The 25,172-nt window shown below is 60.3% G+C and carries 19 protein-coding genes and 1 pseudogene; 4 read left to right on the top strand and 16 right to left on the bottom strand.

Going from position 1 to position 25,172, the window contains the following annotated elements; all coding sequences use genetic code 11:
• The first annotated feature begins 126 nt into the window (after positions 1–126).
• Entirely contained in the window at positions 127–1,113 is a 987-nt protein-coding gene (locus QX073_RS27375) for a sugar-binding transcriptional regulator (RefSeq protein ID WP_315716404.1), read from the top strand.
• Between the two features lie 90 nt (positions 1,114–1,203).
• Here QX073_RS27375 and phnY read toward each other — a convergent pair whose 3' ends face one another.
• From phnY to aepX, 5 genes are all read right to left on the bottom strand, one after another.
• Positions 1,204–2,646, bottom strand: a complete 1,443-nt coding sequence (gene phnY / locus QX073_RS27370; protein ID WP_315716403.1) for a phosphonoacetaldehyde dehydrogenase — start codon at positions 2,644–2,646, stop codon at positions 1,204–1,206.
• 15 nt (positions 2,647–2,661) lie between these two features.
• The gene (locus QX073_RS27365) at positions 2,662–3,648 is read right to left on the bottom strand and encodes a DMT family transporter (protein ID WP_315716402.1); all 987 of its coding nucleotides are present in this window, start codon (positions 3,646–3,648) and stop codon (positions 2,662–2,664) included.
• A gap of 15 nt (positions 3,649–3,663) precedes the next feature.
• Complete coding sequence (gene aepY, locus QX073_RS27360) at positions 3,664–4,806, bottom strand: phosphonopyruvate decarboxylase (protein ID WP_315716401.1); 1,143 nt, start codon at positions 4,804–4,806, stop codon at positions 3,664–3,666.
• A gap of 68 nt (positions 4,807–4,874) precedes the next feature.
• Complete coding sequence (locus tag QX073_RS27355) at positions 4,875–5,954, bottom strand: methyltransferase (protein WP_315716400.1); 1,080 nt, start codon at positions 5,952–5,954, stop codon at positions 4,875–4,877.
• A 38-nt stretch (positions 5,955–5,992) separates the two neighbouring features.
• Positions 5,993–6,871 carry a phosphoenolpyruvate mutase gene (aepX, locus tag QX073_RS27350; RefSeq protein WP_315716464.1) on the bottom strand — a complete coding sequence of 293 codons (879 nt, stop codon included), beginning with the start codon at positions 6,869–6,871 and terminating at the stop codon, positions 5,993–5,995.
• Positions 6,872–7,293: 422 nt separating this feature from the next.
• Here aepX and QX073_RS27345 point away from each other — a divergent pair, with 422 nt between their 5' ends.
• The gene (locus QX073_RS27345) at positions 7,294–8,214 is read left to right on the top strand and encodes a hypothetical protein (RefSeq protein WP_315716399.1); all 921 of its coding nucleotides are present in this window, start codon (positions 7,294–7,296) and stop codon (positions 8,212–8,214) included.
• Between the two features lie 745 nt (positions 8,215–8,959).
• Positions 8,960–9,409: a hypothetical protein gene (locus tag QX073_RS27340; RefSeq protein ID WP_315716398.1), complete on the top strand. Its 450-nt coding sequence runs from the start codon at positions 8,960–8,962 to the stop codon at positions 9,407–9,409.
• A 125-nt stretch (positions 9,410–9,534) separates the two neighbouring features.
• On the opposite strand, the gene QX073_RS27335 is transcribed toward QX073_RS27340, so the two are convergent.
• The 3 genes from QX073_RS27335 to QX073_RS27325 all read right to left on the bottom strand — a co-directional run bounded on the left by QX073_RS27335 (position 9,535) and on the right by QX073_RS27325 (position 12,326).
• Complete coding sequence (locus QX073_RS27335; protein WP_315716397.1) at positions 9,535–10,320, bottom strand: class I SAM-dependent methyltransferase; 786 nt, start codon at positions 10,318–10,320, stop codon at positions 9,535–9,537.
• A 170-nt stretch (positions 10,321–10,490) separates the two neighbouring features.
• Positions 10,491–11,180 carry a GntR family transcriptional regulator gene (locus tag QX073_RS27330; RefSeq protein ID WP_315729357.1) on the bottom strand — a complete coding sequence of 230 codons (690 nt, stop codon included), beginning with the start codon at positions 11,178–11,180 and terminating at the stop codon, positions 10,491–10,493.
• 213 nt (positions 11,181–11,393) lie between these two features.
• Complete coding sequence (locus QX073_RS27325; protein ID WP_315716395.1) at positions 11,394–12,326, bottom strand: ABC transporter substrate-binding protein; 933 nt, start codon at positions 12,324–12,326, stop codon at positions 11,394–11,396.
• Positions 12,327–12,980: 654 nt separating this feature from the next.
• On the opposite strand from QX073_RS27325, the gene QX073_RS27320 reads away from it, so the two are divergent.
• Positions 12,981–13,376 carry a hypothetical protein gene (locus tag QX073_RS27320; protein WP_315729355.1) on the top strand — a complete coding sequence of 132 codons (396 nt, stop codon included), beginning with the start codon at positions 12,981–12,983 and terminating at the stop codon, positions 13,374–13,376.
• Positions 13,377–13,631: 255 nt separating this feature from the next.
• On the opposite strand, the gene QX073_RS27315 is transcribed toward QX073_RS27320, so the two are convergent.
• The 8 genes and pseudogenes from QX073_RS27315 to QX073_RS27280 all read right to left on the bottom strand — a co-directional run bounded on the left by QX073_RS27315 (position 13,632) and on the right by QX073_RS27280 (position 25,148).
• Entirely contained in the window at positions 13,632–14,579 is a 948-nt protein-coding gene (locus QX073_RS27315; protein ID WP_315716394.1) for a GDP-L-fucose synthase, read from the bottom strand.
• 2,715 nt (positions 14,580–17,294) lie between these two features.
• A pseudogene (locus tag QX073_RS27310) lies at positions 17,295–17,677 on the bottom strand (transposase); the annotation flags it as partial.
• Positions 17,678–17,792: 115 nt separating this feature from the next.
• Complete coding sequence (locus QX073_RS27305) at positions 17,793–18,554, bottom strand: class I SAM-dependent methyltransferase (RefSeq protein WP_315716393.1); 762 nt, start codon at positions 18,552–18,554, stop codon at positions 17,793–17,795.
• Positions 18,555–18,724: 170 nt separating this feature from the next.
• On the bottom strand, positions 18,725–19,288 hold the full coding sequence (locus QX073_RS27300; protein ID WP_315716392.1) for an NUDIX hydrolase: 564 nt from the start codon (positions 19,286–19,288) through the stop codon (positions 18,725–18,727).
• Positions 19,289–19,443: 155 nt separating this feature from the next.
• Positions 19,444–20,664, bottom strand: a complete 1,221-nt coding sequence (locus QX073_RS27295; RefSeq protein ID WP_315716391.1) for a hypothetical protein — start codon at positions 20,662–20,664, stop codon at positions 19,444–19,446.
• A gap of 79 nt (positions 20,665–20,743) precedes the next feature.
• Entirely contained in the window at positions 20,744–21,859 is a 1,116-nt protein-coding gene (locus QX073_RS27290) for a glycosyltransferase family 4 protein (RefSeq protein ID WP_315716390.1), read from the bottom strand.
• A 139-nt stretch (positions 21,860–21,998) separates the two neighbouring features.
• A complete protein-coding gene (gene asnB / locus QX073_RS27285; RefSeq protein ID WP_315716389.1) occupies positions 21,999–23,816 on the bottom strand; it encodes an asparagine synthase (glutamine-hydrolyzing) in 1,818 nt (605 codons plus the stop codon).
• Positions 23,817–23,903: 87 nt separating this feature from the next.
• Positions 23,904–25,148 (bottom strand): glycosyltransferase family 1 protein, encoded by a 1,245-nt coding sequence (locus tag QX073_RS27280; protein WP_315716388.1) that lies wholly within the window; start codon positions 25,146–25,148, stop codon positions 23,904–23,906.
• Positions 25,149–25,172: the final 24 nt, after the last annotated feature.

Genomic DNA, 25,172 nt, shown 5'->3' with positions numbered 1-25,172 from the left:
TTAGCCGGGTTCGCTGACACATTTGTGACGAACGCGGTACAATTGGGCTATTCGGGATGGCAGTTGTCGTAGCGACCGCGACGGGGCACACATGGGTCCTGACCCAAACCCGACTCAGGCTGTGACGTGACCACCTCAAACCTGAAACTGCGCGACGGCGAGACCGACAACGCCGATACGATCCTGGAAGACCGGGTCCTGGTTGCCAGAATATGCTGGTACTACTTCAAGGAAGGGCAGACCCAGGAAGCGATATCGCAGCGGCTGAACATGACGCGGAAGCGCGTCAATCGGATCCTCGGGCTCGCGCGGGAAAGCGGCTTCGTACAGATCACGATCACCGATCCCGCCGGGCAGAGAACGAAACTCGAGGCGGAGCTCGCTGCACGATACGGCTTGATGCAAGCCATCGTGGTCCCAACCCCTATGACCGACCCGGACGTCAGGTCGTTTCTGGGAGCGGCAGCTGCCAACTACGTCGCTGAACGGCTCCCCGCGGACGGCTCGCTTGGAATTACCTGGGGAGGGACGATCAACGCAGCCGCCCAGAACCTGAGGCCGCGTCAGGGGCAGAACACCAAGGTCGTCCTGCTCTGCGGCGGATTGGCGGAAAGCGCGCCGATCAATCCGTACGACAACGCTGCGATGATCGCTCGCGCGCTCGGAGCCCGCTGTTATTATCTCACAGCGCCCATGTTCGTCGACGACGCGGCCTTCCGAGACCTCATCGTGGACAGCGAGCCGGTTCGCTCCGTGCTGGCCATGGTGCCAAGTCTGGACATGGCCCTCTTGAGCGCGATCGACCTTTCCGAGCAGTCAAAGGTGCTCGAATACAACGTCATCTCGCGCAAGACCTGGACATCGCTGCGAGCGGCCGGCGCGGTCGGAGACATTTGCGGCCACTACCTCGATCGCAGGGGCAAGCGAGTGGATCATCCGCTGTCGCGGCGGACCATCAATCCGCCTTGGGACCACATTCATCGGATCAAGCACCGGGTTCTGGCAGCGGGAGGACTGCAGAAGGTCGCGATCATTCGCGCCGCGCTGCTGGCCGGGCTCTGTCATGTTCTCGTGACTGATGAAAATGCGGCGGAGAAGCTGCTGGTCGACTAGGTGGGCATTGCATGCGCAGCCGCTTCGTTCCTGGCGCGGCGGCTCGACCGCTTACTCGCTCGGTGTCAGCCGGCGAGCAGGTCGAGGGCCCTAGACCGGCCAGGGCAGGGAGTAGGTTTTCACCTGCGTGAAGCTGCGCATCGCCTCCAGGATGCCCTCCTTGTGACCGAGGCCGGACTGCTTGATGCCGCCGAACGGAGTGAGTTCGGTGCGATAGCCGGGAACTTCCCACACATTGACGGAGCCGACCGCGAGGCCCTCGATGAGCCTCGTGACGTGATCGAGGCGGTTGGAGCAGACGGCGGCGGAAAGTCCGAACTTGGTGGCGTTCGCAATCCTGATGATCTCGTCGATATCATTGTTGCATCGGATGATCGGCAGAACCGGGCCGAACGTCTCCTCGGCAACGAGCTCGCAAGCGGGCGAGACATGATCGAGCAGCGTGGGAGGATAAAAGGCGCCGCGAGGTTCACCGCCGAGCAGAAGCCTGGCACCTGCCGCGACCGCACCGGCCACGCGTCTGGCAATCAGCTGGGCTGCGTCTTCGCTGATGACGGTGCCGAGATCAACGCAAGGGTCGCTGGGGTCGCCTGTTGAGAGCTGCTGCATGTGGTGCAGGGCCCTCTCGGCGAAGTGATCGGCAAGCTCCTCCACGACGAGCGCCCGCTTCACGGCCGTACAGCGTTGACCGGAATGTCTGACTGCGCCCTGCACGGCCAGATGCGCGGCCCGATCGACGTCCGCATCCGAAAGGACGATGAACGGATCGTTCCCACCCAGTTCGAGGACAAGCCGCCGGTAACCTGCCCGTTCCGCGATCTGGTGCCCGACGCGAACCGACCCCGTGAATGTCACGAGCTCGGCGTCCTCATCGGTGAACACGCAATCTCCAAGATCGCGCGGCGTTCCGGTCACGATCGAGAGCATGCCCTCTGGCAAGCCTTGTTCGCGGAGGATCCTGCCCAGCGCAAGTGCCGTCAGGGGCGTCTGCTCCGACGGCTTGAGCACCACGCGGTTGTTGGTCGCTATTGCCGGCGCCAGCTTGTGGCTGACCAGGTTCAGCGGATGATTGAAGGGGGTGATGGCCGCGATGACCCCCGCGATCGGCGTACGCATTGAAAAAATGCGCCGTTGATGAGGGTTTCCGCCGATGTCTCCAGGGTAGATCTCGCCATCATTTTGAATCAGCGCATGGGCGGCAAACGACCAGACGTCGCAGGCGCGCCTGGTTTCATGCAGGGAGTCCCTCAGACAGAGACCGGTCTCGGCGGTTATGAGCTGTGCGAGCCGGTTCTGATCTCTTGCGATCGCACGCGCAGCGCCGAGCAGGATATCGGACCTTTCGCGGCGGCTCAGCTTTGGGCGGAAGCGCGCGGCTGCCGCGAATGCCGCCCGTATTTGACGTGGCTCTGCCTGCGGGACCGTCCCGACAAGCGCGCCGGAGAACGGATTCCTGACTTCAATGACGCGATCCGCGTCTGCTGATGCTCCAGCCAGGAGCATCGGCTGGTAGATCGGCTCAACAGCGTGCATGTATGGCTCCTCAACTCAAAGACTGCGCTGGCTGACGCTTGCTTGGGGCTTGTCGGCCTCGTCGATCTGGCTGAAAGGCGCTCTGGCCGGCTTGTTGCGCGAAGGCTGCTCTTCGCGCTGCCAGATCACGATCGTAACGCCCATGATGATCAGCAGGCTGGCAAGAACCGTGCGCAACGCGAGCTCTTCCCCCTGCAGGATGAGAGCTGAGATCAGCGCGACGACGGGAATGAGAACGAGGCTCTGAGATGCGATCCGCGCCGGAATCGAAGCTAACGCATAGTACCAGGCAACGAATGCGAGGCCGGTCGCTACGATACAGTTGAACGCGATCGGGAAGGCGAGAGCTGAAAGGCGCTTGACCTCGAAATGCGGCTCAAGGACGGCTGAGGCCATCATGACCGCCATCCCTGCCGCTGCGAGCTGGAATGTAGTCCGGCTCCAGACGTCGATATCGCTGTGAGCTCGGTTGGCGAGCCAGGTTCCCAGGGCCCAGCAGATGGCCGCAATCAGCAGCAGGGCAACCCCTTCCGCGTTGTCGAAAGTCATTGGCGCAGCCGTTGGCCCGAGGCCATTGGCGCTCAACAACATGATGCCACCAAGCCCGCTCCCGATCGCTGCAAGCTCGAAGCCGGTCTGCCGCCTTCCGTCCAAAGCCCACTCAATGATCGCAAGCCAGAGCGGCATCGTATAGAAAATGAGAGCACTTCGGCCGACGTCCAGATATTGGAGCCCAACGAGGCTCAGGCCCAGCCCGCAGGCCATCTGCAGCATGCCCACGGCAATCAGGTTGAGCCGTCCCCGATCGCCGATGCGGAGCTGATACCCCAAGGCAAGGCGCGCCACCGCGATCGCCACCGCGCCGCCGATAAGACGCAGTCCTGTAAAGAACAGGGGCGGCGCGATCTGCAGCGCGTCCTTTATGACGAGCCAGTTCATACCCCAGATCAGGATCACGAAGATCAGGCAGAGGGCTGCCGAAGCAGACGTCTTGCGGACCATCACATCGTTTCCCCTTTAGCCGGCAGCTGAAGGTTCAAGAACGTAGCGCCCCATGGCGTCCTGGAATCGGCGCTTGTTACCGACAGGCGTATGGCGGGTGGTCACGCGCGGAAGCGTTGCGGGATGGGAACGATTGATCTTGCAAAGCAGGAAATGCGGGCCCCGCGTCGTCGCACAGTGCTCCATTGCTGTCAGGATGTGCCCGGCTTCGGCACAACGCACCGACGAGCGATAGCCGCAGGCGGATGCGACAAGATCCAGGGACGAGCTTCGTGACGTCGAGGCCTGGCCACCGGTGGACGCATAACTTTCATTGTCGAGCACGACATGGATGAGGTTCTGGGGTTTGGTGTGGCCAATCGTGGACATGACGCCCATGTGCATCAACGCCCCGCCGTCGCCATCCAGTGCGAGCACGGGACGGTTGGGCATGGCGATGGCGAGGCCTGCCGCCAATGCGCTGCAGTGTCCGAGCGAGCCCTGCATGTAGAAATTCTCGGGACGATCGTTGACCCGGAAGAGCTCTCTCGTGATGAAGCCGGTCGTCGAGACGATCGACGTGGTCGGATCGAGCCGCTCGCAGATCAGTTCGATCGCCTCTCCCGCGCTGAGCGGGTAATCGAGCGGTGCGTCGGGGGTCGCCCCTGCGGCGCTCGGCGTGAGCTGGCCCTTTCGCAACAGCACAGCAAAAGGTGCCTCCTGCCGATGCGCTTCAGCGGCGCGGATGAGAAGCCGATCCAGTCCGCCCGTCGTTCCGTCGAACTCGTCCCAGTCGATGGCGAGCTGATCGAGGATCGCCTTGGTCGCGGCACCCATGAAGATGTGCTGCGGCTCATCTGCGCTCTCGTCGGGATGCCCTCGCACCGAGATCAGCAACAGGACCGGGATCCTGTTGACCATCAACAACGAGGTGAGTGGATTGACGACGTGACCAAGACCGGAGTTTTGCAGCGCGACGACGGCTCGCTGGCCGGACAGCGCAGCGCCAGCGGCGAGCGCCACCGCGCTGCCCTCGTTGGCCGCGGGTACGTCGGTCAACGCGCTGCTTTCGGCCGCCCTCTCAAACAGGTCAGCGAAGTGCGAGCACGGAACGCCCGAGAAGAACGTGTAGCCTGCTGTACTCAATCTCGATAGGAGAACGCTCGTCGGCACGGACATGTCTCTGCTCCTGCACAAGGGCATTGGGAGCGGCTCTGCCGCCCCCAATGAATCGACGTCCTGTGACCTCAACTGAGTTTCTTCGCCACGATCAGGCTGCGGTTGCAGAGCGATCTGTGGTACTCGACCTGCCCGAAGCCGGCCTGTTCGAGCATCCCGCGCATGTCTTCAAAGCTGTAGCAGCAGCCTTCGTAGCCCGTGGTCAGGAGCACCGAATATTCAGCTTCGGCGGCCGGGGCCGGACGCCCGCCGCGATCGTCGGGATGGCAGCTGTAGACAGCAATGCGGCCACCGGGCTGGAGGCTGCCGTGGGACTTGCGCATCAGCAGGCGGACCTTCTCGGGTCCCCAATTGTGAAGAACGTGGGAATAGAGATGAAGGCTTGCATCGCGAGGCAGCGGGTCGACAAACATGTCGCCAGCGACGATACGGACGCGGTCGGGATAGAGACCCCGCGCGATCAGACAGGATCGCGCGAGCTCGTCGACCGGGGGGCGCTCGAAGATGGTCGCGGATAGCCGAGGATAGCGCATCAGCAGATGAGCGGAATAGACGCCGGAGCCGCCGCCGATGTCGAGCATGGACGTATCGCCGCTGCAATCGAGCAGGGTAGCGAGATGCGGGGCAAAGATCCGGCCGCGCTCCTCCATGCCGCGCGTGTTGAGGTCCGCGAACTCATCCGTCTGCATCAGATCGTCCCAGCTGGTCGTGTCGCCGCGCGCGACATGCCAGGTGTCGGAGCCGTCGTTCCGCAGGACGTCGTACAGCTCGCGAACCGACGACTTGTACTTCATTGTGGCGATGTAGGAGGCGACATTCTCGTCGGATCGGCCGCTGAGATATCGGACGGCTTCGATGGTGGCGTGAAGTTTTCCGCCTTCGCGGGCAATCAGGCCCCAGGATTCGAAGAGCCTGATCATTGTACGTGTCGGCCGGTCACGAAGCGAGAAATGCTCCCGCAGTTCGTCTTCAGAGACGGGATGACCGTCCAGATAGGTGAACAGGTCGAGCCAGGATACCGCTGCAATGTAGAGGTCGGCGGCGTATGAGCTATCCCGCCACTTGATGACCTGGGCAATGTCGGGGCGGTCGACCTGTGAGACATCCGTCGGTGTGTCGATGCGAGATGCGAGTGCAGTCGGGGTCATGAGTCTGATCCTTTACGAGAACGGCATGAGTTGTTCGGTCAGTCTGGCTGGCCTGACGCGGCATTCACGAGCAGGTATCGGGCCTCGGCGCGCGCCAGCTCGTCGTAGTGAAACAGCGAGAAGACATCCTCGAGGGTCGCGACCTCAGCCTCGATCCCGGCGATGCTCTGCTCGGTGATGATGCGCTCGCAGACATTGCGCATCGCGCTTGTCGCGGCGCGCATCGAATGATTGGCCCAGATCACGGTCGAGATGCCGGCAGCACGAAAGGCGGACGCGGGGGTCCGATAGTATTTCGTTGGGACGATCACGACGGGGAGGCGGTTCTGCCAACCATTGGCGAAGGCGAAAATCTCGTCCGCCGTGCTCTTCCGGGAATGAATGAGAATGGCGTCCGCTCCGGCGTCCGCATAGGCGTGAGCGCGGTGAAGGGCCTCGTCCATGCCATGGCCGGCGATCAAGGCCTCGATGCGGGCGACGAGGACGAGTTCGTCTCCAACCGCATCCTTCACGGCACGCAGACGCCCGGAAAATTCGCCGGCATCGGCGAGCGGATGACGATCGCCGACGAACGAGTTCATCTTCGGAAACTGCTTGTCTTCCAAGGCCACACCCGCGGCACCCCGCTGACGGAGCTTGTGGGCCAGAATGCGCGCGTTGTTGAAATTGCCGAAGCCGCTGTCACCGTCGACGAGAACGGGGAGATCAGTCGAATCGACCATGCGTTCGACGACGTCGATGAGCTGGGTCCAGGACGCCTCACTTGCATCGCGATAGCCGAGAGAGCAGGCGATCGACAGGCCGGATGCCCATAGGCCCCTGAAGCCGGCGCGCTCGGCGACGGCGCTTGAGAGCCCATCATGGGCCTCCATCAGAAAGCTCAGATCTCGATTGCAGCAGATCTGCTCGCGGAGCACTGCGGCGCGAGTGGCGAGTTCCGGACGATGATCTGCAGCATGACGAATCGATTGCGGTCGCGTGAGCATGCAAGGTCTCCCTTCCCCGTGCGGGTCTGTCATCAACCACCAGTTGACAGTTTTGCGATACCGGGATCAATTACTAACTCTGGTAGTCACACCAGCGCATAGGTTCCGGTGGGGAGGGCGAGGGAGGCGATCTCGCCGAGGGCGAGCACTGCCGGCGAGCAGGCCCGGGTTCGTGCTGGCAAGGGGAGGACCGCGGCCCTGCCGCGTCCGCTTGCGCCGCCGGGAAAGTCGCGTGCCTGGAGGGAGGGCGATGGCCGGCCGCTACCTAAGCTTGTAGTAGCGGCGCGGACCGATATGCGTTCAACTGGTTGCTTCGTTCGGCATCCGGTCAGCCGTTTGGCGGATCTGATCCGATGACGATACATCAACGGGCGCCAGAGACGCTGGCGCGCTGCCGCGTTCGTATTGAAGATGGCGTGGATCCGATGACAACCATCCTTCTGGACGATCATGGGCGGGCTTGGGATGCTCATTCGCCGGTTTTGCGGCGATTCCTGCAATGCCCGGTGTCAGATTTTGATTTCTCGTCCTATGTGGTCGACAATCTGGGATTCGTCGCTGTCACCATGATCGACAGTCGATCGGCCCGGATCCGGCTCAGGCCGAGGACCGCCTGCGGGATCAGCATCGCTTCGGCGCTATACTTCATCGCGGATAGGGCCGTGGAGCGAATCATCGTTGTGAAAGCAGGCGATGAAGTTGTCGAGCGCATGTTCCCGAGGGTCAGCCAGGCGATGACCTATATCGGGGATGAGGTCGCGCGAGCCCGCCTGCATCTGTCGCCGGTGTTCAGAAGCCGTGAGTTGCCCATCACTGCGCTTGCCAAAGAGGCAGAGCCTCTTGCGGTCCTGTTCATGCGATGGCTCGAATGTGATCAGGGCCGCGACAATACCGAACTGAAGGGCCTCCTCGATCTGCAATCGCTGCAGCGCTTCGTCATCATCGAGCCTGTCGACGGCCGGCTCATTTTCGCTGACATCGGCTCGGGGTTTGAAAGCTTCGGCAGAACCTGGCAACAGCATGCACCGGGATTGCCGCTCGAGGAGCAGCCGGACTATCATTACGGCCAATGGGTCCGTGGCGTTTACGACCATGTGCTTCATACAGGCAAGCCGCTCTTCGACGACGTTGATGCCGTCATCCGGCGCCCGCACCGAAATGACAGGTTGCGGGTGCACTACAGGCGCCTCATCCTTCCCTGCGGTTCGATTGGCTCCAGACCAGCTCGGCTTGTCGGTGCGTCGCTCGTCGAGAACGTTGCATCAACCCCTTGATAGCTGCGCGATGCAGTACGAGGATGATTGATGCACCCCTGATGGCGAGTGGTTGAGTGCCGTCTTGCGAGCTTTCCGGCTGTTGAGCGGCCCGCTTGCAATGCGTCAATTGTCTTGAAACCTGGCAGTTCGTGCTTGGGTCCGCAGCAACGCGGCGCGGCATGGCTTGGCTCAATTCAGGCGCGACATGTCGCAGCCGTCTGCTCAACCGGAGCTTTTGATTGCGCCGTCCCATGATAGGACGGAGGCGTTCAGCGCTGGCCAAGTGAGGCGAACAGGCGTTGGCTACTCGCGTAAGACGGGTGGTGATGATAGTGCACGCAGCAATAGGCCGCACTGCGGACGCCGGACGAGCTTTCTGGCCAGTGACTCCGCCGCTGGTGTAGGACCACCAATTTCGGTAGCTCGCCAAGCGCAGGCTTGCGTGGCATGAGTGGGCCAAGCTGGCCGAGCGCAACCTCTTTCGTCTCGGCACATCGCGTGAAATGAGCCGGCGTCAAAGACAACGCCGTTTCCTGCGTCGCGATGCGAGCTCTCCGCATTGCGTCGTGACGGGGCTCTGGCAGTCTGGGACCTATTGATGACGGCCTGAAACAGATATTGTATTGATGTTGATACGACTGGGCGATATCGTCTCACGTCGAGAAGGAGAGGCGGACTTCGTCCGCTGGGTGCACGTCGATCCCTTGCAACCGATCGGCTGTCGGCGACCTTCCACCGACCGTTTTCGGCCTGGAGTTCGGTGATGTCTCTTGATGAAACCCTGCGGATTTTGGCAACCGTCGAGCCAGGTGGTCTGAGGCTCGATGAGCAAGCCATCGAAAGCAATCCCGACGCCGTGCTCGTTGCCCTCGGACGCAGCTTTGAAGCGCTCTCCGCAGAACTCGCAACTCTCCAGCAGCAAGATGCGCAATCAGCTGCGGCCACCTGGGATGCAAACTCGCAGATCTCCGCCGTGGTGGTGCCCGGTGTAGAGCGCATCGAAGCGGTCTTGAGCTCGCTTGACCCGATTGAACGCGCCATCATGGCGATTCCGGCCAGAACGGTCGTCGGCCTGGGGGTGAAGGCGCGGCATGCTGCACATGTGCTCTCAAATTACTGGGCGGACGTCCCCGAGAGGCTCGACTGGGATGCCCGGACCGTGCGGCATCTGATCGAATCCGCTTGTTCAGTCGCCGGTGTAGAGCTGAGCTAAGGTCTTTGCTGCGGGCCGTCTTCATCATGGAGCGGTGCGATGGCCTGTGGCGACAGGCGTGTGCCGGCGCTCTCGCCCCTATGGGGCGGCCAAGTAGGTCGATTGGGCAGCGAAGCTTGTAGGCCTCAGCGGCGCTGCGCAATGAGGACCTGCGATTCAATGACTTCTACGATGCCGCCGGCGGTTGCGAATGGCGACATCTCCATCGTCAATTCCTGCGCGAGCTGACCTTCGAGGACGCCCAGCTGTTCAGGCGAGGAGGTCGACATCGATAGTGCGCGATCGATCAGACGAGCGACAGGCACGAGACGCTGCTCAATGACACCAATTCTGGTGAGCTGACCGAAGCGCGACTCCAGCAGGATCGGTTCGTGACGTAGGCGCTCGGGTGCGAAACCGACACTCTTGTTGGTGAAGCGATCGACGACGTCCGAGTAACGCTTGTACCAGGCGTTCTGTGGGACATCGGGACGTACGTCATTGAACAGCAGGACTGCGCCGTCCTCCTCGATCAATGGGTCGAGCTTTCGCAGCGTATCGGCGCGATCCATCCAATGAAAGGCGCGTCCAATCGCCACGGCGCGAAAGCGGCCGAGCTGCGGGCTGAGGTCGAACGAGCTGCCTTCGATCAGTTCGATCTCAACGGCCGCCGCGTTGGCGATCGCCTGAGCAGCCTCCAGCATGGCAGGCTCCGGATCTATTCCGATGACCTTGCCGACCAGGGGCGCAAATGCGATGCCGAGCCACCCTGGTCCACAGCCGAGATCCATCAATCGGTGGTCCTTGGTCAGACGAAGGTGATCCGCCACGACTTGGATGAGCGCGGGTGCGTAATTCGGTCGCCCGGCCACGTAGTGAGGGACCGTCGATTGAAAGCGCGGGAATGCTGGAGAGGCCGGTTCGGACGTCATCTGTATCGTTCGACAGCCGTGCTGAAGCTCATGTCTTGTGACGCCTTCCGGTGTGGGCCGGTCCGCCCATGGCGCGGCCCCATGAGATCGTGAGCGCTTCTCCTTCGCACGCACACCGAAATGTCAGTTTGGACGGGACGTGCTCGGGACTTGGCGCGCTTGCAGGCAGGCTAGAAGTCTTTCAATGGCATGCGAAGCTCGTAGGTTGCAGGTGGAGCCAGCAGCTCGAAGTGCTGAATCGGACGTCCGGCGCTGTCGAAATGAATGCGCACCACCTTCAAGAGCGGTGCGCCTATCGCGACATTGAGGCGTGCTGCGACAATGGGGTCGGCTGCAGCTGCCGTCACAATCTGCTCGCCAGATGTGAATGTGATGCCGAAGCGCTGCAGAATCGCATAGAGCGACCCTCCTTCCATGTCTTCAGGACCAAATTGCCGTCCGATCGCTTCCGGAATGTAGGTCGTGACCTGCATGATTGGCCAGTCATTCATGTAACGGATGCGAACTGTGCGCTGGAAAAGGTCGCCTGGCTGGGCTTGGAAGTGCTCGCGAACGTGACGAGGGGCCACCTTGAACTCGAACTCGACCACGTGAGCTCGCGTTGTGCGCACGATCTCCCTGTTTCGAGCAGCGAGGTCCATCATCGGCACGGTGAGAGGCTCCGGCTTCGAGAGCTCCCGTACGAACGTGCCGATACCCTGGCGGCGTTCGATCAGTCCGAGCTCATCGAGAGTGTCCAAAGCTGCCCGAATCGTCACGCGCGAGACGCCGAAGAGCACAGCCAGATCCGCCTCCGCCGGCAAGACTTCTCCTGGTGCATAGCGGCGTTCTGCAATTTCGTCCTGCAGGACCAAGAACACCTGATGATGAAGCGGTATGTCGCGCCGCCGTCTTGCAAGGATCGCGGGCCGTCCTTTTGGGCGCTTGGGCTTATCTGTCGGACGCGTCTTCCGCGCCGTTTTCTTGGCGGCCGAAGCAGAAGCGTTCGAATGCTGCGGAGCTCGCGGCGCCACCACCTAGCCTCGATCCCACAGTGCCGCGGGCATGTTCATCGGCTTGAGCTCTCCACGATGCTATTTCGATGCTAGCGTCTGGAGAGCCTTTTCGACGAATCTGTTCGTAAATGTCTCCGCGAGATCGACCTTCACGCCACGCAATTGTGGGTCGACGGTCGACAACACCTGAAATGCGATCCCCGCGCCCTCGGCGCTGAACCGGCCATCGGGCGAAAACATGTCTCGGGTGCTCCGGACGGAGGCGAGAAAGATGTTTCGATCAGGTTTGGCCCATTCCTCCGGGAGCGCATCGGCGATCTCGTCGACGGAAGCGCGATCAATCCACTGCAGGGCGCGTACCATTGCGAGAACAAAGGCTTGGAGTGTGTCGGGGTTGCGCTCGATGAAGTCCGACCGCGCGTAGATGGTCCCTGACGGATAGAGACCGCCATAAACGCCGATTGTGCCTTCGTTGGTGCGAGTGTCCGCGACCAGTTTGACGTCACCTGCTGATGTCAGCGTCGTAAGCGCCGGCTCACCCGTGACGACCGCATCCACAGCGCCGTTGCGAATCGCCGCTACGGCACCTGTGCCACCTCCGACACTGACGAAGGAAATGTCGGTCGGAGAGACGCCAGCTCGCAAAGCGATGTACTCCACCATGAATTGCGTTTGGGATCCCAATGCCGTGACCCCGATCTTCATGCCTCTCAGGCTGCTTGGGTCGCGATAGTCCGCAGCCTTCTCCTTTCGCAGAGCCAATGCGAATGTCGGATGCCTGCCAAACAACACAACCCCGACGATCTTTTGTCCCTTGGCATGCATCTGAATCGTGTGGTCGAAAGCGCCAGCGGTGAGTTCGGCACTTCCTGCCACCAGAGCCTGGAGCGCTTTGGATCCGCCGCTCACGTCAAGAAGCTCCGGGTCGAGACCCGCGTCCCTGAAAAAGCCAAGGCGCTCGGCAAGTGTGACCGGTGCGTATTGTAGGAATGCCTTCCCGCCGATCGTCACTCTGACTTTGGACGTCTCGACGGAATTGCCCGCCCAGGCCGACCTCGCCGAGCCACACAACGCCAACAACGGAAGCCCGAGAAAACTACGTCGCTGTAACACTGGCCGGGTCTCGCGAGCGTTGAAGGAATGCGTGCCGGCAGTGAACTTTTCTCACGATCCGATCACATTCGAATCATACGAACGATCATCCGCACGAGCAAGGCAAAAGCTCGCCGAGGTTGCACAAGTCGAGTGCACGCGGAGCGATAATCATCATAAACTGCGACCAAAAATTGTTGAAAGTAGTTGATCAGCATTAATTATGGCCGGCGAGTCGGCCGCGCGATTGCGCTGAATCAGTTCGACGCACTGAGAATGAGCCGGCGACGCTCGCGACTTGCAAAGCACACGTGTCAGATATGCATGTCGCGCAGATGCGCAGAGCGCGGAGGGAGTGTCATTCGACAACGCGGCCGCTGCGACAGTCGACGGGGCAGTTCTGGAAGGCTACCGCTTTCTATGCCGACGTGTCGATAGCGGCCGGGTCTCCGCGGTGCATTCACGACCACGAGCCTTGCGGCCGCCGCTCGACGGTCAATCATAGATTGAATTGCAAGATCGTGTTCGCGGACCGCAAACGGAGGGGGAGCCTGGAGTCTGCCTGAAACAAGGTTGTTGAAAGCGCCGTTTGTTGCTCCTGCCACAGGCAAATTCGAGGAGCTTTGTCCGCAATGCAGAACCATACGCGAAAGTTTAACGGTCTCGCCGACCTTTACGACGCTAGCCGAACGACTTATCCGCCTGACGTTCTCGCTGCCGTCGCCTATGCTGTCGCCGCAGGTAATGGTCCGGCATCGCTGCTTCGATGTCGGCGCAAGTAACAGAATTTCGACGCGTGCACTCATTGATGCCCTGTCTGACTGGACCGTGCAGACGGCCGAGCCCAACCCCCACATAGCTGCACGTGCGGGTGCGGCGGGACTCGAAGTCACAATCGCGCCCGCTGAGGCTCTGCCGATCGAGCCAAACTCCGTAGGCCTGGCCACGGTGGCGCAGGCATTTCACTGATAGGCCGCGCTTTCTCGTGAAGTGCGCCGCGTCTTGTCGCAGAACGGGGGGCTCGCCGCTATCAACAACAACCGCCGGGCGGAGGAGTGTGAGGCTCTCATGGCAGCCGACCACTTCATCGAGGCCGAGAGTCCGGATTATTCGCGGCACTATTGGGATCTTGATATCGTCGCTGAGATCGAGGCTTCCGGCAGCCTCGACGAGATCCAGCGCCGAATGGCCTTTGGTGGACTCGGCCTTGCCAATGATGACCAACTACTGCGTCGCCGCTTCGCGCAGAAATGCCTGATAGGCGAGCCCGACTCCCACTTCCAGGGAAGTCGTCGCGCGCCAGCCGAGCTCCGTCAGGCGGGAGACGTCGAGAAGCTTGCGTGGTGTGCCATCCGGCCGCGACCGGTCAAAGCTGATGCTGCCCTTAAAGCCTACTACGGCGGCAACCACGCGGGCGAAGTCGGCAATGGTGATATCCTTGCCAGTGCCGATGTTGACCAGCGCGGTGTCGGAATAGGTCTTCATCAGGTGCACGCAGGCATCCGCCATGTCGTCGACATAGAGGAACTCGCGCCGCGGCGTGCCGGTGCCCCAGACCACGACCTCCGGCGCATCCGCGAGCTTGGCCTCATGGAAGCGGCGGATCAGCGCCGCGACGACGTGGCTGTATTCGGGATGATAGTTGTCGCCCGGACCATAGAGATTGGTCGGCATGACGTTGATGAAGTCGGCGCCATATTGGCTGCGATAGGCCTCGACCATCTTGATGCCGGCGATCTTGGCGATCGCATAAGGCTCGTTGGTCGGCTCCAGTGGCCCTGTCAGCATCGCGTTCTCGCGCAGCGGCTGAGGAGCAAGCTTCGGATAGATGCAGGATGAGCCCAGAAACATCAGCTTCTCGGCGCCGTTCACGTGGGCAGCGTGAATGACATTGGTGGCGATGGCGATGTTGTCGTAGATGAACTCCGCGCGCAGCGTGTTATTGGCGACGATGCCGCCGACCTTGGCGGCCGCCAGGACCACGACTTGGGGCTTCGCGCGTGCGAACCATGCGAACACCGCGGCTTGATCGCGCAGATCGAGTTCTCGGTGTGGCACCGTCAGAAGCTCGACGCCCTCGGACGACAAGCGGCGTATCAATGCGCTGCCAGCCATGCCGCGGTGACCTGCGACAAAAACGCGTTTTCCAGAAAGATGAAAGCGGTAGGACACGAGTTACCCTCTGACATGCAGCATCAAAATCGTCTTCGGTCTGATTTTATGGCATAGCAGCACCGGCGATCCAGGTCGATGACGGTGACCGCCCACACATTCCCATTGTGCGGAGCCAGCCTTCGCGTTGCGATGTCTCCAGGCTCGGACGGGGCGTTCTGCTGCACGGGTCCAACAGCGTGGCCAGACTCCGGCTGACGATTTCCGGACTCCGGGTTGTGTTCGAATGGTGGTTCGGAGCACATGGTGCAACGATGCTGCCCGACGAGCCTCGCCGTCGCGTCCGGCGCCCGGCTAACGGAACCGGAGCCGTCAACTACGGAGCGCTGATCTCCGAGGCAGTGATGCGGCACGAGATTGCGGCACGCATGACGAACTCTGTGAAGCGTTCTTGCCTGCATGACCGTCGCCAAATGGGCGAAGTCGAGAAGTATGCCGGCAGCAAGCAGCGATCTGAATTCTCCGCTCCTCTGAATTCTCGGCTCCAACGGGTCGCAACGACGGCGCAGTCGTCACGAACCGTCAGACGCCTTGGCGTTTGGGGCACGACGACCCCCGCGACGCAATCTTCGAGCAGCCGGTGACATTGCGACAATCCGCATGCCACCCTTCTTCTCGCGCGAAGATCGCTTGATCGTCAACGGCTGAATCAGCATCACTAGATGGTCCGGATCAAGATCGTGGTGGTAGATCTATCGCAAGGCTGCCGGCATCGATGTGGGTGAGACACTGTTCCAACGCAATCGATATCGGCTCACGGAGCTCTCTCGCTCCGTCTGACCGGGCGCCTTGTCCTGACATGGGCAGGGCCGTGTGGACGTCAGCAACGTTGCGGTTGGCCAGTTGGCAGTTCTTGCGGGGCCGGGTTCAACGGCTGACGCTGTCTCCGCCTTCGGCCGGCGGGTTTAGAGCGCGACCGTTGCGGGGTGATACACGTTGATCGAGACCCTTCAGTCCATTCCGACGATCGAGTTCGTCGCGGCGGAGGCTCGAACAGGCGGTGCCGAGAATCCGCCTTAGCGAAGACGAGAAGGCTAGCTACCAGTAGGAAGTCGGCCCATCTCAGGCCAACCTTGTGGAAGCCCACAACCAGAACAATGTCGATCAGGACTCACCCAAGCTAAGGACCGCAGGGATGATCGGAGCCGCGACTCCAAGCTTGGAGGCTGCATGCACCAAGAAGTTGCAGCGCCCCAATCTGCGTGCCGATTTGGCCTGAGACAGGTTAAGTGTCCTGCCGTACTGGATCGGTGGCGCCATTTCCCGGAGGGGATAAATCTGCACCGCTCTCAACGATGCTATAGCCACACTCACTGAGCCAATCGAGTACCCGGTCGGCCGTATTGTAGTCCCAACCAGGGTACGACCTCGCGATGATGTCTCTCGGAGAAAGTCGGCGGAGGGCCAACGACGGTTTCGTAGAGTTTCCGACCATTACAAACACCATACTGAATTTGTCTCATTATTACGCAATTCGGCATTTCTTAACTAGTGAAAAAAATCAACAGTTGAGTCGAAACTGGCATCAGCTCAGGGCTGCTCCTTCGAAATGCGGGAGGCGCAAGTCCGAGCGTCGCGCCGCGACGCGCGCAAAAGTTGTTTGCAGTCTGTGTGCTCCGGTGTTGACCTCACGAGCTTGTTCAAGCGCGTCGACCATGAAGGTGACAAAGTTCGTTCTGCGGGTGCGGAGGCGAGGGGATGCATGGCCTTGCTGCACAAGCGGATTGGCCCGGTGCGTGCGTTGATCAGGCTGGAGGCCGCCCATTGGGGGGCATTCTGAGCCCAACTGTTCGCTGAATTGCCGAGGCGGCGCAGGGCCAATATCCGCCATGAGACCTTCGAGGTCCGGCGGCCGAAGCACGTACCTGTCGACATCGAGGTGGTTGAATGGATCACTTCCAGTTCTGGAATTGCGTCAGATCGGAGAGTTATGGCCGCGCAGTCACAAGCATCGAAATGCAGCAGGTCGCTGATCGAGCAACGCGGCTGCTTCCAGCGGCAGCGCAAAGGTCAAAGCAATTTGGACCCGTGCCGCCACCAAAGGATCAACGTTCGGAGTCCTCATCCCCCTCTGCACAAGGATCACCAACGATTCCAGCAGCGCCTTATAGCACGAGCCGATGTAAGCGGCCGAGCCAACGGCAGATCCATAGCCTGCCTTTCGGGATTTCTAGCTGGCGTCCCGATCATCAGTGAGGGCGATAGTCAAACGACTGCTCGGGAGCCGGACGCCCTTTGCAAATCTGGTGCGAGACGATCACTGCGATCGGCCTGATCGCGCCAGGAGCCGTTAGCTCCCCCGTCTTCACCAGATGCACCGCTCTTTCCCGCGCGCTCGGCTGAGGGAGGGATCTGCTCTTTCAAGTCATACCGATCTTTCGAGTCATCCCAAGCGTCGCTATCAAGCAGTCGGACGGCGTACAATAGAACCGAAATCCCCACTATCGCCGCCAAAGCAACAAGCGCCCAAACCATTCCGGCCCAACCATAAACCGATGAAATATGGTGAAACAATACCTGTTCACGAGTGCGAAATCAATCCCAGCGGGAGGATTAACCGCAAGTCTACCAGACCGATTCCGAGACAAGCGGAATAAATACAACCACAGGTCAAAGGTGAGCGCGCAATCTTGCGCAGCGGCGGCCCGGCACAAAACGGAGTCCCGATGCCCAGCTCTCCGTTTGCGTGTGATCTTCGCATCGAACTACTTCCGATCAACGTCCCATTGAGTGGTTTCGCTGGCATGGTGGGGCGCCGGGCTGATCAGCCTGCCACACCATGGGGTCGTCGCTTAAAGGCGCGATGGTTCCATCGTCATGTAACGGACGCGCTGGACGGCCACGCGTCGTTCTGCTCGAGCAAGATCGCGCCGACGAGACGAACAATAGCGTCCTCGCTTCGGAAGATGCCCACGACCTCGGTGTGCGCTTGATCTCGCCGTTGACCCTCTCGATTGGATTGGGCGAGTGCAGCTTGGCGCGGTGCTACGCCGGGCGGCTCATACAGGCGAGCTCCGCCTCATCCATGACGGCTGCGAGCTTTGGGCACATTGGTCGGGATTGAGCTGATCGGCGACCTTGCGCCATTGCGCCCTGGCCATCGGGCCACTATCCGGCCCAATATGATGGACTGTTGAAAGTCCGAAAGAACGGAAATCTCAGATGTGACAGGGCGAGCCACATCGTCCGGGGTCAAGACGTTTTATCCAGAAACTACTTGGTAAGCTCAGCAAAGGTGTTGAGGTCGACTTGGTGTGCTCGGGTATCGCGGCCTTGAAGCTCGGCATGCTCGGAAATGCCGTAAGTGAAGAAGCTTACCTTTCTAAATCCGATGTGCTCAGCGATAAGTCGGAGCTCTTCCTTCGCATAGAAGTGAATGTGGTCCCAAAACGCATAGGCTTCGAACTCACCTTCACGAATCCTTGTCTCGGTCGGTGGCGAGTAGTGGCGGTGTAGAACTCCCTCCAGCCCAGGAAAGCTGAAGCGCATCACGCCTCCAGGCTTTAGTGTCCGATAGATCTCAGCTATTACGAAGATCGAGGCGGCTTGGGGGAGATGCTCAAGCATATCCTCCGAATAGCCGAATCGAACAGTGTTGTCGGCGAACGGGTGTTTGTCCAGCAAGTTGACCTGATAGTAGGCTGGATGGTCGTGCTCGAACAGGTCAATGTTGATCCAGTCGTCGAGGATCGTGCTGCCGCAACCGTAATTCACCTTCAGATCGTTTCCCTCGATTGTCTTCCGGAGGGCAGCACGAGATCCCGCCTTGGTCCAGGCTCCAGAGTCCGGCTCATAAGTATACTGTTTGTAGGCCCGGATCTTGTCTTCCCAATAAGGAATTTGCGACAGCCGGCCCAGAAGACCCTGTTGCGAAACAATCGCTGGTTCAGCTGCCGGCTGGCGGATCCGTGCAGCAACGTTGACGAGTCTCGGCGCGATGAGGCGCTTTAGGTATCGTGTCGCGCGTCTTAGCATTGGTTCCTCTTGAGCCGCACCCAGACGGATGGACGTAGGAATCGTGATAGCCAAGTAACGAGGGAAGGGCGTTTAATCGAATGACATATTTACAACTGCGGCGCAACGATCGGCTTGGCCCGAGCGCCAGGCGATACTCCGGCGTGGGTGGGCAGTCTCGCAACCCAGTCTTACGGCGATCCTCGCAAGCGCAAATGTCCCTGGAGGTCAGCCAACAGCAGCGTGCCGAGGGCAATCTGTGCATCGAAAAGCCCGCCCATGATCATGTTCAGGAGTTCTGGAGGACTTGCCAGCAGCGTCTCGACGCCTGCCTCGGGCGCGAATCCTGGGATCCGGGCTTCTGTCTCAATGAAGAAGGAGTGTACGCGATTGCTGAGGCGACCTGCATCGGTTTTGTTCACTCCGAGCAAATGGACGGCCCTGCTCGGAAATCCAGTTTCCTCAAGCAGTTCTCGAGCCGCTGAGCTCGCGGCTTGCTCTCCAGGATCGATCAGACCCGCTGGAAGCTCCAGAGTGAAGTCCTCAACCGCCGGCCGGTATTGCCGAACCAGCGGCACCAGACCCTCGGGGGATATGGCGAGAACGACAACGTAGTCGAACGTTTCGACTGAATGGTACGTTTCGCTCGCAGTTCCTGAAGAAAACTCGACTTCGCGAGCCGTCAAAGTCACCCATGGCGAGATCCTGCTCTTGGATGTGCGCGTTATTCTGGGCCATGGCTCAGGACGGTTCATTGTCGCTCCTTGCAACGCCGAGGCATCAATGAATCTGGATGCCAAGACGGGTCGGGAAGGTTTGGGAGCCTCGATGGAGGTGGAGCCTATAGCTGTTGAAGTGACGCGGCATATCGGTAGCTCGCCTGCAATATGGGGGGGCTGCCGGCGCCAGGTCACCCAGCCTCGCTCGCCGTGTCGCACCCCATCACCGTCACCATTCCTATTTCAACATGTCGAGCGACGGTCGAGGCGACGGTCGCGCTCGCCTCCGCGAAGGTCTCGTAACCGTTCAATAATTCAACGATTGCCTGGGCGATTGCATGCGGGGATGGAGTTGCTTCGAGGGCGTTGCATCCCACGTTCCAGTCGGAAAGCGAACTGCCACTCAGGAACACGAAGGGCCTCGAACTCGAAATTGCGTCACAAACGACGCCCGACCCTCGTATCGCATAGACAGCAGGATCATGCAGCAGGAGCGCTGCGTGGGCCTGCTTCCAGCTCCATACGTATTCGTCCGGATCCAGATGGAGTGGCAATGCTTCTATTTGAACCTTACCCGCCCTGCTGCTTGGATGGCCCTGAACACGCAGGACGACGTCTGGGTCATGCGCGTTGAGCTTTGCCGCGAGCGCCTGCGCCGTCGCGTTCAATAGTCTAGCTCCCTTGTCCGAGCGAGCATGACCCGCCATGTATAGAATGAACCTGCCATTCACCGCGGGAGATTGCTGGGCCGGCAGGTCAGTGGGGTGAGGTAACAACTCGACAGGCTTAGGCCAGATTTCGCGTATCGCGCGTGCGAAGGCGGGCGTCTCTGCGAGAAGATCCACGTTCTCAATGGCCCCTGGGGACTCCTGGAGACGCTTTAAGGCTGATCGCCATGTCGGATCGCTTGGATGGCAGCCCACATCATCATACATCAGCCGCACGACAAAACGAGCCGGACCACGATGCGCCTCAAATTGCTCGGCGGTTGCGATGAGAAGCTCAGCGTCGGCAGACGGCAAGAATACGGTGTCTCCGGGCTCGGGCTCAAGGGTGCTGAGAAGTTCGCCGAGTTCAGGGGCAATGATCGAGCGGAGTTTGCTCGCGTCTGCGCCGGCGACCGTTAGAGTAGGTGCGTCAGGAGCATGAAAGCCTCTGCGGCCCCTGATGAAGCGTGCTATAGGCATGATCGCGCCTGCGCCGAGCGAGAACGCGGTCGTGACCGTGGGCCCGTAGCGGCGGGATCGTGATACGGTATCGCGATTATGTCTGAATACTCGCAAGATATCGCCGCCGCCGAGATGCTGCGATCCGTTCCATCCCTTCCCAGCGGCTATCAGCGGGCGTGTGTCGCCCATGAGGGTTGCAAACCTGGACGTGGCAAACGCGTGGTGACCACGTTCGTTGATCAAGTTTGGTTCGATTATGATGGTCCGTCCTCTCACGGTCCCTAATCTCCCGGCAATATCGAGACCTCATGCTCAAGCGGCGCTACGGCTGCTCTTCCGTTTGCCGCTTCCCTGCGCCCAGGGTGTATTCAACGCATTTTTCCAGAAAGCGGGCCATGGAGCGGTCCGCTCTCGTGGCCTCGATCCTGCGACAGATTGCATCAAAGAGGTTCGGATCGAGCGCGATACGCTTGATAGCATCAGACAGCGCAGCAGCGTCGACGCGCGCCGCGAGGACGCCGTTAACGCCATCCTGTATCTGCTCGATCAGTCCGCCGACCGGAGTAGCTATGACCGGGATCCCGGCCCCCAAGCTGGTGGCGGCGACGCCGGATTGGCTGGCTTCCATGTGGGAAAGAACAACGGCATGATAACGAGACAGTATCGCTGCGATTTCCCGCTCTGTAAGCCAGCGATTTATCACTTCAGCGCCGAGTGCGGCGAGACGCCGTTTGTTGTCACCAAGCGCGCCCTCGCCGAAGACTCCTAGTTCGACCTGAAAGCCTTCTCTGCGTAAGGCCTCGATGGAATCGAGAAGCAAGGTTAGCCCCTTATAGGGCATGATGCGACCCAGGAACGCAAGCCTGATCGGCTTGCCTTCGGTGAGACTGATCGTCCTCCGCTGCGCGCCATAGTCGAGATCTGGATGAAACAGCGTGAACAATTTGTGCTGAGGGACGCGCCGGGCCGTCAGGAGTCTCTTCGTCACTGCGTCGCTCAGAGTGAGGACCGCATCAGCTTGCGCAATCGTCCGATCGAGGAAAGGGTCTATCAGCGCCGACCTGTAGTCACCCGGGTGGATTTCCGCATCGTGAATGATTGAAGAATAGAGAACTCCATGCGGCTTCAAAACGGAGAATACGACGGACGACCAGACGTGGGGCATGAATTCAATCACGGCCTCAATCTTCCGATTGACAATCTCGCGCGTGATGCGGCTCCGCAGCATCGGAATGCGCCAGGCTTGGCCGAGAGCGCCAAGATCATTGGAAAAGGTGTCCACGGCGACCAGCCGGTCTTCAAACTCCGAAAAAGCCGCAAAGCTCTCATTTTGGCGAGATATGGATATCGTGGCGTCGATTGAAGGACATGAGATCGCTACGGTCGCCGCGTCCTGCACGAAGCGGGATAGTCCGCGCCGCCCCCAATAGACCAGCATGATGCGAGCTCTATCAGACCGCTCCAACATGATTAGCTGTCGCCTTGAGAACGTGACCGAGGCCCACGTGATGCGTGTTGAGCGCCGGGCCCACCAGAACTCGGAGAGCAGCCTGTGGCTTTGACCGGATCCAGCCACGTCATACGAGAGCACCGCGTGCCCATAGTTCGGCAAGTGTGAGCTTGTATTGAAAGTCGATGGGGAAGCTTCGTTCCTCTCGGCGCAAGCGATCACCATCAATGACGCCGTGCGACACGAGCATGCTTTCGTTTCTCCAAAGCGGTCCGTGTCGTTCGATCAGCTTCATCATCCATTGTTGGACTGGAGGTGTGAAGCCCTGCTTGGGTCGCTGGCTGACTTCATCTGGCAGCAGATGACCAAAGGATGACAGCAAAAGCCATTTGTGCGGCTTCTCGAAATCCTCGAGGCCGCCGTGACGCATAGCGGATACCGCGTTGATGAGGTCGATGTCCAGGAACGGCACGCGCATTTCGATGGAGTGGGCCATGCTCATACGGTCGAGCAGCGTGAGGCAGTTGCAGAGGAGCCAGGTCCTCGAAAGCGCCTCCGTCACGGCTGGACCGCTGGGATATCCTTCAATCGGCCGAGTGCGCGCGAGCCAATGATTGGGTTCGACCGAAGCAGGATCGGCGAGAAGTGAGCGTGATAGCGCGGCTGACCGGCCGATTTCCTTCAATGGAGCCAGAATGGAGGTTTCCCGGGGGGCGCCATGTCCGAACGTTCGGCGTGCCCATTCTTTGATTCCTCCATTGACGCCCTTCTTGCGATGCTCCGCAGCTGCATTGCGGACCCACTCGTACCCCCAAAAAAACTCGTCTCCGCCCATGCCCGAAAGCAGAACCGGCACCTTTGCGGCTCGGGCTGCGCGGCAGACCTCGAAGTACCCATATGCTGCTATGTCGGCGATCGGGGTGTCCATCGCTTGCACCAGCTGCGGGAATTGCTCGACCATTTGGTCGACATCAATTTCCACTTCCGTGAATTCGATGCCGAGAGAGCGCGCGAAGCGCTGAGCGATCAGCCGTTCGTCCGTCGGTGGTCGTCCCTTATAGCCGATCGTGAAAGCATGAATCTGGCCGGGATAGTGTTTCGCCGAAATGGCGGCGACCAGGGACGAGTCGATCCCACCCGAAAGTGCAACGCCGACCGGAACATCGGCGCTCCCCATCCGCCGGCATGCCGTATCCAGCAGGTCTCTCACCTGCGCAACCGGATCTGGACAGTGAATAGCCTCGACGTCGAGCATACTCCAATAGGGGCGCGGTTCCGCAGAGAGCTGCTTTGGCGAAAGAGTTATCAGATGACCTGGTGGCAACTGATGAATTCCCTCTATCAGGGAGTTCGGCTCCAAGCAGTACTGAAAGGTCAGAAACTCGTGCAGTGCCACTGGGGAGATGCGCCGTTGCGCTGCTGGCACGAGGCGTAGCAGCGGCTTCAGCTCGCTGCACCACCAGACTCGCTCGGCACCGTCGTCTCGCCGGTCTCGCAACATGTAGAGCGGCTTTTCGCCCAGGCGGTCGCGCCCGAGCACGAGCCGCCCCTTGCGATCATCCCAGATGGCAAAAGCAAACATCCCCCGCAAATCTGCGATGCAGTCCTCACCTTTGTCCTCGTAGCCGTGAACAATCGTTTCCACGTCTGAGTGGGTTCTCAGATCGTGGCCGCGAGCCTGAAGCGCGCTGCGTAGCTCGTGGTGATTGTAGATTTCGCCGTTGCAAACCATTGCAACCGACCGGTCCTCGTTATAAAGCGGCTGTCCTCCTCCTGCCAGATCGATAATCGACAGGCGTCGCATGGCCATCGCCACGTGAGTCGATGCGAACAGTCCATCGGAGTCCGGGCCACGATGATACAGGGCTCCATTGATCTCGCTTAGTAGAGCGAGCTCGCTTTGCCGAAGTGGAGCACTGCAGATCACGCCGCTGATGCCGCACATGAGTTTAGTCCCCCATTTCCGCCGTCCGAAGATCGTTCGCTTCAGACGTGGTTGTCTCGCCAGCGCTCCGCGCGGCTAGCAAAAGGTTCACGCAGTGATCGCGGGCTTGCCGCGTGTCACGCCGGCCTTCCCTTCGATCGCAATAGCTCGTTCGACAAGGTCAACGAAGGATCGTGCAGCAGCGAGCCGCTGCCGGAGATTTCGCTCCTGGGCACGTCGTTCCGAAGCAGGATCGGGACCGTCCGGGAGTTCGCGCCAAGCGCTCGAAAGCGTTTCCGCCAGAATTGCGTCATCGTCAGGTGGAAAGAACCTGACCGGCAGACCCTTCTCGCCTTCGAGCTGCTCACGGTGCACGGGAATATCAGAAGCGATGATTGGTCGTCCCAGCGTCTTTGCATCTTCAACGACAGTACTCCAGCCCTCGAAGAGGGATGGTTGAAGAACCAGCGTAGCGTGGCGGAAAATCTCGATCTGGTCAGCTCGAGGAACCAGTCCCAATCGCAGTATCCTGTCTTGAAGCTCGGATTTGGCGATGAACTCGAGTAATTCAGGTACATATTCCTTGTCGCGATAGTCGTCTTCCCGGCCCGTGCAGACGAGTACCAGATCCGGGTGCCTTGCCTTCAAGCGACGCAGCGCCTCGAATGCAACTCGGTGGTTCTTGTGGGCCCAGAATTGATTTGCGATGTAGGCGTAGCGCCGGGGCAGGCGGTATTGCGTGTGTGGATTGCGACCGCCCCGCTCATGATCCGTGATGACAGAGCAGAAGCGCCAGACATGTGGCTCGACCTCAGGATTCGGGCAGAGATTGAGGAAGTCCCTCTTGGCCATTTCACTGCTCAGGACCAGGACGCCAGGCTCGGACGCGATCAAAGCGATGCCACGGTCGCGTGCATCGCGCTCATCCTCAGTAAAGAAATGAGGCAGGTGCACATGTTGAAAATCAGGTATCCATCGGATCGCCGGAACGCCCTGCACCTTCCCGCCAATTGTAGGATAGGTGGCATCCAGCTTCTGCCAAGCCGGATCTGGCGGAATGTAGGTTTGCAGAAACTTCCTATGGACACGGCGCCAGAAGTGGGCGATCGCGCCATGCCTGCGCGGGCGCCGGTCCCGGTCGACGAACGGAAAAGAGCGCAGTTCAACGGCGAGCGGCATCGCGTCGTCCGGTACGCCGAGCAGCCTGACCTCCGGTCTCTCCGCTTCTGGCAGGCTTTCAAGACAGTAGACGAGATTGCGAATATAGATAATGCCGCCCATCCACTTGGGATCGGTGATCACGTCGAGCCCGATCACCCGGGTGGGGCGCTTGCCGCTGCTTTGGCCGATCATTCAATTCCTCGGTGCCGTAATGGG

Source organism: Bradyrhizobium sp. SZCCHNS3052 (assembly GCF_032484495.1).
GTDB lineage: Bacteria > Pseudomonadota > Alphaproteobacteria > Rhizobiales > Xanthobacteraceae > Bradyrhizobium.
Note: the sequence above shows the minus strand (reverse complement) of the source record. Positions and strands in the feature narration are given on the sequence as shown.